Here is a 13,347-nt window from a genome sequence, read left to right as displayed (position 1 = left end):
GTGGCGCATAGCTTACGCAAGTACGGCGTGGACGTCCGCGCGGTGCCGTCGTTATCATCGTCCAGTCGTAGACAGTGCCATGCGCTGAGCGTGTCGTCGCGTGCCGGATGGTGGCGCAGACAACGCATTCGCGCCTCGAGCCTTGAACCTCGAGCCTGTCGCATCCGCCACATTCCACTGCCCCGCGCCCATGGATTCCGCCCCCGCCCGAAGCAATCCACCGTCCGGCCCGCTCTCAGCCGCGCTGTACCGAGACCGCCTGCACGCCAGCAATTGGTTTGGCGGGCTTGGCAAGCCCCTGCAAGAACTCCTCATCGACATGGCGATCGTGCGCCGGCTGGCCGATGGGGAGGTGCTGTTTCGCCGCGGCGATTCGCCCGACGGGCTGTATTGCGTGGTGGAAGGCGGCATTCGCGTGCGCGCCACCACGGCCGACGGCCGCGAGGCGCTGCTGGCCGTGCTGGAACCCGTGAACTGGTTTGGCGAGATCGGCGTGTTCGACAACCAGGCGCGCACACATGATGCGCGGGGCGAGGGCGATACGGTGTTGCTGCACATGCCGCAAACCGCGCTGATGGATTTGCTCGAACGTGCGCCGCAGCACACGCACGCTTTTGCGTTGCTCCTGACGCACAAGCTGCGTCTGGCTTTTTCCGTGCTTGAAGAAACGGCGCTGCTGCCGGCATCCGTGCGCGTGGCGCGGCGCCTGCTGCTGATGGCGGCCGGCTACGGCGATTTGCGCCTCGGCACCCGCCGCGTGCTTCGCGTGCCGCAGGAGCAGCTTGCCTTGCTGCTCGCGCTGTCACGCCAGACGGTCAATCTCGTGCTCAAGGATTTTCAGGCGCGCGGCATTCTCAGGGTCGCCTATGGCGAGATCGAATTGCTCGACCTGCCTGGCCTGCGCGATATCGCCAAAGGGTGAGCCCGCGCAGGCCGCATCCGATTACCGCCGCAACAGGCCTGCCAGCCCAATCGAAAAGTCCAGGCCCGCGCCGATCGCGCACTGGAACGTCTGCGGCGCGGACACAGCCTGATACGTCAGCGGCGAGAGGAACGACACGGTTACCGTGGCCTTGTCGTCGGGCGTCACGCGGTACTGCGCGAGTTCCAGCACCGGTGTGCCGTCAGGGCGCAGCGTCAGATGCTGGTTAGAGAAGCCGATGTTGCTGCCTTCGATTTCCATGAAGTCGCGCACCGCAAAACCGCCATGCACCACCGGAGCGGCTGCCTTGGCGCCGGCGCCTTGTCCATTGGGACATTGCGATGGCGAGAAGACCGCCGTGACCGGAATGCCCGAGAACAACTCTGTACGCAAGACGTCGTAATGCGACACCGCCAGGCGCGGTGCAACTTGTGCCTGTGCGAGCTGAGGCGCCGTCGTCAGTGCCGTCAAGGCTGCGCACATCAAGGCGACGCGCAGGGCGGGTAGGGTGGAACGGAATGCGTGGTGGTTCGACATGAAGCGTGCTCCGGAGGGAAGGGGAATGTGCAGCGTAGGGTGGCCCGTGCGCGTGCGCGACTACGCGGGTGCGTAGACGGGACAACACGCCGGGCCTGCGCTCAGCCGGGGCCCGGCGCCTGATGCGCCGGCACGATGATGAGGTTCTGCCCGATGTGAATCAGATTGGGATTGGCAATCTGGTTCAGTCGCGCAACCTCGTCGATCACGACCTGCAATTCCCGATACGTCGGGCCGACCACGATCGTGCCGCGGTCCGCCTCGTTGCGCAGGATGCGCGAGAGCGATTCTCCGGCCAGCACATCGTGCGTGACTGCGGGCACGAGGTGCGTCAGCGGTGCGGGCGGCACGGGGGGCGGGGGCGGCACCACCGGCGTGTGCGGCGGTGGCTGTGCAGGGCCGGTCTGCTGCGGCGGTTGATTCGGCTGCGTGGGTTGTGCTCCTTGCACCGAGTTGACCCAGGCCGAGATCAGCGCGGTCGTCTCCGCCAGCACAGTGAGCCCCGCGCCGGCACGAAGCACCCCTGGCATGAAATTCGGTGCGACCTCCTTGAGCGTCGACATCAGGTAGATCGCCGAACCGCCCACCGATACGGCCCCGGCGACGCTTGGTGGGTGCGTCATCGCCGAGACGATGGTGCCCGTGGAAGACAACGTGTACGCACCGTGCACAAGCGAGCGGACGACATCGCTGTTGTTGAAGTCGAAGCCGCGGCGGAAGCTGTAGCGCAGCAGGCCGTGATAGAACGCGTTGAGCGTGCTGCCGGCCATCATCGTGATGGCCAGTGCCGGTGGTGCGATGCCTTCGAACATCATGCCGCCCCACGCTCCGATGCCCACTACGCCACCCATCGTGGATGCCAGGCGCCCAAGCTGGCCCGAGCGCACGCCCGAATGCATGAAGTGCATCTGCGAAGCGGGCAGCCCAAGGTAACCATCTACGAGCTGCAGACAGGTGGAGGTGACACGGGCAATGTGGGTATCGCGCTCTTCCTCGCTGAGACGGGGTTGCGCACCAGGCTTGGCCCGGTCGCGCAGCATGCCGATGGCAGCCAGCGTCTCTTCCATGACCGCGCGGATGTGGGGCAGGCGCTCGGGCGATACATCACGTGCCTTGGCATAGCGTTCGATGCCTGCGTAATACGCGATGAGCTTGTTCTCGATCATCGCGGTATCGCCGCGCTGGATGCTCGAGCTGAGGATGGCGCGCCATTGCTGGGCGGTGCGTCCGAATGCCGGCAGTGCGCGGGCCAACGAGGCCGAATCGCGCAGGTCGACCTTACCCAGACTGACGAGCAGGGCGGAGAGGGCGGCGCCGCCTGCGCCGGCCGCGACCGCCTTGCCGATCTGCAGGAGCGCCCGCTGGTTGAGTGACCCATAGGCGGACGGCGCATCGGCGCGCTGCAGCAGCTTGGTCGGTGCGCGCATCGGGCCGTAGCCGAGCGCGCGCAGCATGGCATCGGCATCGTCTTCCGCCACGGGAATCGGTGTCAGGTCGCGGTGCTGCTGGTAGCGTGCCGGGTCGAGTTCGGGATCGGTCATCAGGCCGTCCCACTCGGTCAGGACGGCATCGTGAGCAGGTTCTGCCGGGGCCACGTAGCGACGCTGCACACGATCGCCGTACTGATCAAGCCAGCGCTGCGCATGGGCGTCCCCACGCGGGTTGGACTGCACGCCGAGTGCGTCGCGATTCGAGCGTGCCCATTGGATCGTGCTGTACTTCGCTTGTTCGACCCGATGCGTTGTGTTCTCCGCGAACAGCGCGCGACGCACCTCTTCAAACTTGACTTGCAGGTTGCGCTCTTCAATGACCTCACGCACCTGATTCATCAGCGGCTCGTAGAGGATCGACATGTCCTCCTTTGTCAGGCGGTTCAACGGCCGTCCGAGCGCAGCATCGAAGTGGATGCGCTTCCAGTTGTCGTTCTCAAGGATCAACTCCGCCGTGGCACGCGTCAGCTCCTGCGAGCGCGTGTAGTCGGAGGTGCCGTCGAGCGCAATGTGCACATCGGTCATGTACGGGCTGTCCAGCAGCGTACGCGCGACCTTGAGCGAAGCGATGCCCTCCACCGGATCGAGCACGTTGTCGTTGCCGGTGCCGAACACATTCACCGTGGGGTGTTTGCCGGGATTGTCGAGCATCCAGGCTTCATAAGCCTTGCCAAACCGCACCATGTTGATGGGCCGATTCGGCCCCGGCACCGGGCGCCCATCGGTGCCGACGCGCATGTTGGCCGGGTCCATCCAGAGGGTGACCTGCGCGCCGGTCTTGGCTGAAAAGTCCAGCATCTTGTTGACGGAGTCCTGGTTCAACCAGTCCAGCGCGACGACCATCACACCGTCTTTGTTGACCAGCCCGCCGACGTTCTCATCGAACGAGACATTGCCGTGCTCGCGCATTGCGGCCTGCCACATGCGGCGCACGTGCGTCAGCGGGCGCCCGAGGCCGGCGGCCGATAGCATGCTTTCCGCCGCCACCACCCGGATCTCGGTGATCACGCCGATGTTCTTGCACAGCAGCGCCTCGCCGGCAGTCTCGATGTTCGACGGGGAGATTGTGCGCGCGGCCAGCGTGACCAAATCCTGTTCCTTGTGCGGCAGGTTCAGGTACGCGCGTACGGCGCGGCGGTCTGCCGTACTGGCTACGCTGAAGTGCTGGGCAAGCTTGCGCGGGAACGGCACGCCGAGCACCCTGCATGCGTTCTCCAGCAGCTTGAGCGCTGTCTGCTCGCGCAGCAGACCCACGGTCGGGTAGTCGCGCATTACGAACAACGATTCCTTGAACGTGCGTCGGATGCGCGCAGGCAGCGGAAGATCGCTGTTCTGACGGGAGCGCTTCGTGACGGCCGCGAGCCCCGGCGCATCGACGTTGCGGATCCCGCGCTCCTTGATCTTGCTGCCCTGCGTGCCTGCGGTCTCGACGATGGCGGCGAGTTCCGGTCGCACCGATGCCTTGTCCGACTCGGCAAGCCCCGCGCCGCGATACGTGCGCTTTCGGCCCAGCTCCTTGAGGCTCTGATCGATGGCCACTTCCGCAGGTGGCCTCTGGCTGACCACAAACAGGGTTTCGGGCGTGTAGGAGGTGCGTGCGCCCAGCGGGCTGTCCACCATGGGGACCAGCCCGTCGAAGTGGCGCTTGCCGGCATCCAGGGCACGCCAGGACGGCCCACCCTTGTCGTCGAAGACGACCTGCCCGAGCAGCGTATCCGGCCCGTTCTCATTGCGGGCAAATGCGTAGGTGAAATGGCGCGTGCTATCCAGCGCGCCATTGCTGTGCGACATGGCGACCTGGTGGAAGTTTTCACCGGAAACATGCAGCGCGCGGCCGCGCTCCACGCGCGCCGCCGCCGTGCGCATCGGCATGAGGGCGAGCATGCGGCGGGGACCGGCCATGGCACCAACGGCGGCGCGGGCAGGCAGGTCCTGCACCCCCCGCGTTACACGCTTGAACCGACTGAGCGGTTTGTCCGCTGGCACCGGCTGGGTGGTGGGGCTTTCGCTCGTTCCGCTGGCGGACGAACCCGCCTGCGGTGCAGCCGGACCGCCCCCACTGTCGAGCGCGATGACGTCCGGATCGCCCGGCATTTCGTCGGGCGGTGTTTCTCGGGTTGCCTGTGGTGTTCGTGGCTCGGATGACACCTCGGTAGGCGCTACGTAAGGCGTTTCTTCGGAAGGCGGCCACGCACGGCCATTCGGTTCCAGCGTCCAACCCGGTCGGCGCGAAGCGGAAAACGCCGGGTCATCCGACCGTTTGGGCACCACGCGGCAATCCGGGTTATGGATTTGCGAGCGGTCGATGGCGTGTTCCGTCGAGAACACCGGATTCGGCATCGCTTCGGAAAGGCGCTGGCCCAGCGGCAGACCCTTGTCGACCATCAGCACGACCGGGACGGTTTCCGGACGCTCGAACCTCTTTTCCGACAGGCGCTCCTGGATCAGATCCGTCAACTCCTTCGCGGAAAAGATCGATGGCTGGGTCTCCCCGCGCTGATCATGAACGCCGTCAAGCCAGATGGCGTTTGAATCGCCATCGAACAGCTTGCCCTCGATGATCAGCACATCGTCCGGCAAGGCGTATCGCGCGCCGCCGCTTGCTGGCGCGCCGATGTCGGCCACGCGTGGTGTGATCATCTTCGGAGGCACCGGCGCGTCGGCACCATCCTTTGCGGTGTAGAGGACGATGCGGCCCTCGCTAAAGTCTTCATGCACCGTGCGTATACGTTCGCTGACCGCCTTGCCGGTCTCCGGGTCTTTCACCATGCCGCCAAACAGCGGCGCGCGCTGCCCATCCAAGCCAAACACGCGCACGTTGTCACGCTTGAGCAGAAAGGCGAGCCAGCGTGCCACTTCCGGCATGACCGCACCGCCATGCTGGAGCGCAACGAAGAACCCGGGGGCCTCCATCTCGGGATTCATCTCCAGCACGCGCCGCAGCGTGAGTTGCGCATTGGGGCCGTCAGCGTCGGGCGTATGCGTCGTGCCTTCAAAACGGATCCGATCAAACGGTGTGTCGATCAGCGCGCGAGCAATGTCGAACGGCGTGAGGAGGGCATTGTCCGCGCTGTTGACGATGGGGCCGTGCCCGTCGAACGCAGCGCCAACCATGCCCTTCGGAAAGTGCATGTTGTCGTGGAAGACCGTGCTCGCGTTGATGAGCAGGGGTTGCGCGGGCAAGTCGTCCCAAGCGGTGCAGTCGTAGGCGGGCCGCCCGTTGACGAGGACCGAGGGCGTAGCGGGATCCGGCGTGCCTTTGGCATGGAGGGTCAGTGAAACGGAGCGAGGTTTGCCGAGCGCGGGCATGGCAGGAACATGCCCGCTGTAGCGCGGCTTCGGATGGGCGACAACATTGCGCAGCGCAGCGGCAACACGAGTCTCCAGCACAGAAGCCGGCAGCTCCGCGTTGAGCAGTGAAAGAATCTCGTTGCACGCGTGTGCAAACAGTCGCTCATTGGCTGCATCCGTCACATGCGATATGGGCGAGGGCACTCGGCGTTCTAACGGATCGTCGACTGTTCTGTAGGCCCCCGAGGGTGTGCCATGTTGTGCAAGATTGTTGGCAGCCCTGATCTGGTCGTGGGCGCCCTTGAGCAGCGCCATTGTTGAATGGCCGTCTGGAAAAAGCGGCTCATCGCCGTCACGCACCATGCCCAGGCGCTGCCTCACCTGTTCGTAGAGCGTATCGGTACGAGAAACGATGGGTAGCGCAATGACCCCGTGCGTCTGGCCATCGAAATGGGCGTTGATGACTCGCCGGCGGCCGCCTTCTGCGCTGTCGGAACGTTGTAGCCAATCGATCCCGTCCTGGCCGTGCACGCGGATACCGGGGCCAGTATCGGCCTCAAGACCGGCGGCGCTGCGGTACTGACGGATGCGGTTACCCAGTTCGTTCGACAGAGTGACCAGCAACGGGGGCACCGTCCCCGAATAGGCATCGCAGCCGAGCACGACGATGTTGCTGGTCGTCTCCATGCTGAAGGTTGGGTCGTCCCACACGCGTTCGGCCAGCGCGACACCGTCCAGTCGCACCTGTAGCCCGTGATCGGACTGTCGCATTGGCAAGCCGGCGGGGATGTTCGCGATGGCCCCGTAGGCCGATTCCACATCGAGCCAGATGCCGTGGTGTTGCACCTCGCCGGCGATCACATAGGCCGACGTAATACCGCTCTTGCCCGGTGCCGGGCTGCCATACGGAATCGGCACGTCGGTGGGTACGCCGCTCAGGTTGGCGCGGCGCTGCGGGAAGTGCAGCAGGAACGGCGCGGAGTCCGGAAACTCCGGATCGATCAGGTTGATATGGGGCGTGTCGGCACTGGCGGCACGGTAGACGTTCGGCAGGAATGCGAGGCTGCCGTCGTACGGTTGCATGGGCCCGTCGGGGTTGTAGTTCAGCTCGATCCTTGGCCCCCCCTGGCCGGCGGTTGCAGAGGGAATATAGCCAAGTACTTTGCTGGCGGGCTGCACGCTTGCCACTGGTAGGCCGTCGGCGACGGGCCTGCCGTTCTCTGTGCGCCGCCCGGCCACGGGCTCGTCCGACACGCGCAAGTTGCCCAGCGGGAGCAGGTAGAGATACTCGTCCGGCTCCATGTGCATCAGCAAGCCGAAGGCCGTTACGTTGCGATGGATCTGCCGCGCATCCAGGCCATGCTGCTGCACTTCTTCGGGCGTGGCGCGGGAGACGACCATCCCCATGCCCGTGTGCGGTTCACCGCCGTACAGATACAGCCGGTTGATCTCCTCGTGCAGGTCGTCGAGGATGGCAGCACGCTCCCCAGCCGGAACACGTGCGTCGGCCAGGTCCTCGAAATGCAGCCCGGGCGTGCCATAACGCCGCGAGCGATCGCTGGGAAGCACCTCCGGTTCGGTATGGGCAGCCTTGTCGTGCTGGTTGCCATCGAGCTGGATCACGTTGCCGCTCAAGGCCGCGACGGGTACCGCGGTGTTGGCGAGCACGGCAGCCTCATCGTGCATGACGGCTAGCTGGCCGAAAGTCTCTACTGCCGGCGCGTCAAACAGGCGGCGGATGAGCGCCTCCCGCAGATGATCCAAGGCATCTACGCCGAGTTTTTCGACGATCGGGTGCAGAGCCTCTCCCGACTTGGGCGTCAATGCGTCGAGCTGATCGAGCCACTTGTCGGCGACGGCCGCCTGCTCCGCGTTCATCGGCGCGTACGTTGTGCCGACCGCGTTGCCGTTGCGCCGCGCGACCTTGCGCAGCATGAGCGCCTCGCCCGGCTGTTCGATCATGCCTGCGGCCAGGAAGCCGAAGGTCTGGCCGATGGCGACGGCGCGCTGCTGGTGCGTCATCTGGTTCCATTGCGCGCCGGTCTGGATCATGTTCCAGCCCATGCCGGCCATCGATCCGTATTTGGCGACCTTGAACAGCGGCGTGCGGCCCACGTCTTCTGCAAAGGTGTTGACCTCGTCCGCAAAGCCCTTGACGGGGCGTGCGGCCATCCAGCGTTCGAGCGCGCGGGCGTCGTCGGCGGTGCGGCCGATCATGCCCACCCGGCCGATCTTGCCAAGCGTGCCGATGCCATCGGTGGCGGTCATGAGCAGGGCAAAGCCGGCATCGGCCCAGGCCGCGGCGTTGTCGGGGTGTTCCAGCACGCGGACGGCGGCTTCGCTCGTTTGCATGGCACCGATGGCGAACATCGTGCCGCGCGCGGCCATCGCCAGCAGCACCATCTCGGGCGCGGCAAAGGGTGCCGCCACCATCGACACCACGGCCGCGCTGATCATGATCGCTGTCTCGGGCGTGAGCCACGGCTCGTGGCCGGTCTCGTGCGTGGCCACCAGCGCCATGGCGTTGCCCTGGTCGTCAAAGGTTGCCTGCCCGCCCACGAGATACGACACCTGCCCGATGCCGAAGTCGTTGTTGCTGACCCAGTCGCTCCAACTGTCGTACACGCGGGTCTTGTGGGCCTTGTCGGTGCTGGCGCTGACGTAGCGGTCGTGGCCGTCGCGGCGCACGTCGAGCAGCACGGATTGCTGCGGGTCGTTGCTGCCTTCGGCCAGCACAAAGGTGAGCCCGGTGACGGTGACGGGGCCGGTGTCGCCGCCGCCGGCCTGCCACGCTGCACGGGCGAGGTCGTCGAGCGTGGTGCCGCTGCCGTCCTGGTTGCGGTAGACGAGCTGGTTGGGGTCGTAGTAGCGGAATGTGCCGTCATGCACGGCCTGCCAGTCGGCCGCGGTGACGGGCGTGCGCGCACTGATGCCGGCCTGCTGGCCGACGTAGTCGCTGAAATCGGAAAACGTGGCGAAGCTGCGCGGTGCCAGGCCGCTGGCCTTGGCCAGTTGCTGGAATTCGGACGAGAAGGACTGGTTGACCTTGGCGGCGGGGCTGTCGTCCGATGCGGCTTCGCCCTTGGCATCCTGGAGCGCCATGTTCATCGGATCGACCACGCGGTCGGTCGGCGCAATGCCGGCGGCCGCTTGCGTCATGGCGCCGGCCTTGTCGCGGTAGCTGTAACCGTTGAGCGCAGAGAGGAACAGTTTGGGCGGTGCCCCGGCTTCCAGCGCCTTGCTGATGGTCGGCATCAGGTTCATGTCCACGCTCAGCATGCCGGCCTGGGTGCCGCCGTAATCCGACAGCACGGGCTTGTCGCCGGTCAGGCGCTGCTGGAATGCGTGGACAAGGCGGCCGTAGCCATCCACGAGTGCATTCTCGCCATTGCCCAAGATAAGCCCGCCGTTGAACAGCCGATTGCCGATGCGCGCGAGGTTGCGGTAGTAATCCACGGCCTTCTGGTCGCGAGGGTGGTTTGCGATCCAGTTCATCATCGCCGAGGGCGGCTTGCCGCCGGGCGGATCGATAACCGCATAGAGCCGCGCCATCAGGTTGGGCGTGGTGGCCAGGCTGTCGAGCAGGTCTGCGGTGCGCGCGATGCCGTCGGCCGGCGGCAGCGTGGTGGTGAGCCGAGCGGTTTCGTCCACCATGTGCTGCACGGTCGGGTCGTTCTCCACGGCGTTCTGGATGGCGTGGTCGAAATCCACCGGCAGATACGACGACAGCATGTGGCTCATCTGGTCCAGCGCCTTGATGCGGTCTTGCGGCTCACCACGCATGGGGTCGATGACGGTGTTCACCACGTTCTGCCGCATGTGCTGGATGCGGCTGTCGCCGAGGATGGCGTCGCGTACGGTATTGCCGCCCGGCGCGTTGCCCATGGCTGCCGTGTATTGCTTGAGCGCTTCCAGCCCCTTGTATTCGGGGGCCTCCGCGCCCTGGCCCGGCGGCGTGCTGCGCATGGTGTTGTCCACCAGCTCCGTCACGATGGCCGCCTGCAGGTAGGTGCCCGACAACTGCGGGACCTGCGCATCGTGATGCTGGTAGAGCTGTTGCACGGCGGCCTGCAGGTCGTTCTGGTAGACGCCGTTCAGGCCATAACGCAGCAGATCGTCGCCGGGAATCTGCGGATACGTGTCCTTGAGTTCCTGGACGACCGCCTTGTTGTACGCCGTGGTGGCGGTGGCCAGCGCCTGGTTGGCGCTCGTCACGTCGCCATGGCTGTCGGCGGCTTGCTTCTGCCGGATCTGCGCTTGCGTGAGGTCGTTCCAGGCCTGGTCGGTCTGATGTCGATCGGCCTGCAGCGCGGGGGACTCTTGCTGCGCCGGTGTCGCGTCCAGCATCTGATGGATGGCCGGTGCCGGTGTGTCCGCAAACAGGTGCAGGTTGCTGACCTGCCCGATGGCATCGTCGGTGCGCTGGTTTGCATCGATATGCGGGTCTTCGGGCTTGAGCTGTTCTTGCGCCGCTGTTGCTGCGGTCTGGAATGCCGTCGGGTCGACGTGCGCGCCGGCCTGCAGCCGCGTGAGGATGGCCGCGTATTGCAGCGGGTCCACGCCCGGTGCCAGCGTGCTGCCATTGCCCGGCAGGTTGCTGAGCATCTTGCCGGTGATCTGCTGGATCTGCGTTGGATTGATCGATGCAGGAACGGGCACCTGTGCGGGCTTGTCGGGCGCCTTGCCGGCCAGTTCCTTGAGCAGGATGTTGCGGGTGCCACCTTCGAACAGGCCTTCCACCCGGCTATTGAGCTTGTCCGCCTGGCCGTCGCGGCCGATCTGGTCCGCCACCTTGAACATCAGGGTCGGATCAGCACCTTTGTCGACGAGCTGCTTGATGCCAAACGTTTCACCCGCAGTGTCCAGATGGTTGCCGGTGTAGTCGAGCAGCGGGTCGTTCTCCAGCCGATGCGCGAGCGATTGCGCCAGCCGATCGTTCAACTCCTGCCCGCTGGGCGAGTAGCTGGTCTTGCGCGCCCCCTGCAGGCGCTGGCTGATGAACATCAGGTCGTTGAGCAGCGCGTCGTGTTTTGCAGCAGGGTCCGAACCGCGGACTGACTGGTTCGTGAGTGTCTCCAGCGGCTGCTGGTCGACCAGCATGGCGAGCAGTTCCGGCGCGTTTGCATCGGGCCGCGTGATGGCCTGGGCGATGTTCTTCAGATCGTCGGCGGAGCTGCCGCGTGCATGGTTGGCGATGTCACGCGTGCGCGTGTCGCCGAGTGTGAAGTTGAGGACGTCCGGCGTGGCGTGGTTGACGTCCAGGTCGCCGGCGAGCGAGCGCATGGCGGCCGCGTAGTCCTGCTTCGGTCCATTGGTGGCCTTGTTTGCGCGGTCGATGGCGGCATCTGCGCAGGCCGAGGCGAACAGCGTGTCGGCGTTGGTTTTATCGTGCGCGCTCTGCAGCAGTGCCAGCGCTTCGGCAAACTGCTTGGAGTCGGCGCTGTTGTACGGCGTGTTGTGCGCCTGCGTATAGAGCGCGGCCATTTCGGCGCTCACGGCCTGGTTCAGCGCAGTCGGGTTGCCGGCCTGCTTCAGCTTGCCGAGCTGGTCGATCGTGGCCTTGTGCGCGTCTTCGGCCGCCTTTTGCCGTTGCGCGGCAGCTGCCTGTTCCTGGGCGCGGGCATAGGCGGCCTGCGCTTCGCGTTGCGCCTCGAGAACGCTATCCGGGGGTTTGATGCCGTCTGGCCAGTTCGGTCCCATGCACGCCGTTCCTAGATGAACAGTGGGTGCGCTCGGAGCATCTGCAACGCACGCCACACCGGTTCATGCTGGGGCCGCGCCGCATGCCACACAACGCCGACTTTCCGTAAGGGCGCCTGCGCTGTTGGCACAAAGCCGCCCTGGAATACGGTGCCATATGCGTGCCGCGCCGCTCGAGTGTCCGCTTGCGTGCGCGCTTGAACGCCGCCTGCTAGAACGCCAGTTGCTCCAGCGCCGCTTCGATCAGTTGCACGCGGTTGCGCACGCCAAACACCCCACGCAGGCGCCGCAGGTGGTAATCGACGTTGTGCACGGGGATGTCGAGCTGGCTGGCGATCTCCTTGTCGCGCATGCCTCGGGCCAGGCACTCCAGCACGCGCTTCTGTGTTTGCGAAATGCTCCGGCCCATGCCGAGCAGCGTGCGCGACATGCTCGTGTAGTCAGAGATGAACTGGTGGATGCCAAGTGCCAGCACCAGCGCCCGACCGGTGACCGCATCCGACATCCAGCGCCGGCCCGGCACGCTTGATGTCAGACTGATCACGGCACGTGTGCCGTGCTGTGCGCCGGGCAGTGCGATGAACACACCGCTGCTGACGCCGGATTCCAGCGACATCTCGATGAACGCGCGCTTGCGTTCGGCGTCCTGCTCGGCGTGGGCGGCGCGACGCAGGTCATCGGCCTCCCAGATCATCGGCATGCCGCTGCGCGTCACCCATTCGCGACGCGGGTCCACTTCAAAGAAACGTTCTTCAAAGTAGCGGCGGGCCCAGTCTTCATCCGTGTAGCTCACCAGGCAGGTGCGGGCCGTCGAGCGGGCGTTGAGTGCGCGCGCAGTGGCATAGACCATCGAGTCGAAGCCCATGTCGAACAGCAGATGGCGCACGAGCATCTTGCGTTCGGCGGCGCTTGTGCAGGAAAGCAGTTCAACCAGCAGGTTGACGGTGCCACGTGGTGGCTCGTCGGGGCGCCAGACGGTCAACTCTTCTTCGGTAAAGAAGCGGACGTGGGATTGGATGGGCGGTTGTTCGGTGGCCAGTTCGAAATCCGGTAGGGCGGAATCGAACCGAAGGGTGGACGTGCGGTCCAGGTCTTGCGTATGCAAGAGGTCCATGCGTGGCTCCGGCGGATGTTTTGATTGTGCAAACGATCCCCCAACCGATGCCCTTGCGGGCTGCCGTTCGTGATATGCGATGCGCGGGTCCCGACAACCGATGCTGCTGCGCATTGCCATGGTCTTTTGACCGACCGCCCAGTCCGGGAAAACGCAGTTCTGGGGCGCGTTTCGGCGGGGCGGCGACGACAATGCGTACATTGAAACTTGGCCGCCCATGTGCCGTCCACGTCCGCTTGGGACACAGAACGGACCGCTGCGGTCCGATGTGCAGCGTGAAGGGATAGACGGTG

The 13,347-nt window shown here is 65.5% G+C and carries 4 protein-coding genes; 1 reads left to right on the top strand and 3 read right to left on the bottom strand.

Annotated features, from left to right (window positions below; all coding sequences use genetic code 11):
• The first annotated feature begins 190 nt into the window (after positions 1-190).
• Positions 191-922: a Crp/Fnr family transcriptional regulator gene (locus BM136_RS12805; RefSeq protein WP_092972191.1), complete on the top strand. Its 732-nt coding sequence runs from the start codon at positions 191-193 to the stop codon at positions 920-922.
• Positions 923-943: 21 nt separating this feature from the next.
• Here BM136_RS12805 and BM136_RS12800 read toward each other — a convergent pair whose 3' ends face one another.
• The 3 genes from BM136_RS12800 to BM136_RS12790 form a co-directional block, all read right to left on the bottom strand.
• Positions 944-1,459, bottom strand: a complete 516-nt coding sequence (locus tag BM136_RS12800) for a VirK family protein (RefSeq protein ID WP_092972190.1) — start codon at positions 1,457-1,459, stop codon at positions 944-946.
• A gap of 101 nt (positions 1,460-1,560) precedes the next feature.
• Entirely contained in the window at positions 1,561-11,940 is a 10,380-nt protein-coding gene (locus tag BM136_RS12795; protein WP_092972189.1) for a LysM peptidoglycan-binding domain-containing protein, read from the bottom strand.
• A 211-nt stretch (positions 11,941-12,151) separates the two neighbouring features.
• Positions 12,152-13,054, bottom strand: a complete 903-nt coding sequence (locus BM136_RS12790; RefSeq protein WP_175537130.1) for a helix-turn-helix transcriptional regulator — start codon at positions 13,052-13,054, stop codon at positions 12,152-12,154.
• Positions 13,055-13,347: the final 293 nt, after the last annotated feature.

The sequence above is a fragment of the Ralstonia sp. NFACC01 genome (assembly GCF_900115545.1).
Lineage (GTDB): Bacteria > Pseudomonadota > Gammaproteobacteria > Burkholderiales > Burkholderiaceae > Ralstonia > Ralstonia mojiangensis.
Note: the sequence above shows the minus strand (reverse complement) of the source record. Positions and strands in the feature narration are given on the sequence as shown.

Bases quoted from the DNA above. Each gene is read 5' to 3' on its own strand.
- BM136_RS12805 (WP_092972191.1), top strand. From the start codon at position 191: ATGGATTCCGCCCCCGCCCGAAGCAATCCACCGTCCGGCCCGCTCTCA.
- BM136_RS12800 (WP_092972190.1), bottom strand. From the start codon at position 1,459: ATGTCGAACCACCACGCATTCCGTTCCACCCTACCCGCCCTGCGCGTC.
- BM136_RS12795 (WP_092972189.1), bottom strand. From the start codon at position 11,940: ATGGGACCGAACTGGCCAGACGGCATCAAACCCCCGGATAGCGTTCTC.
- BM136_RS12790 (WP_175537130.1), bottom strand. From the start codon at position 13,054: ATGGACCTCTTGCATACGCAAGACCTGGACCGCACGTCCACCCTTCGG.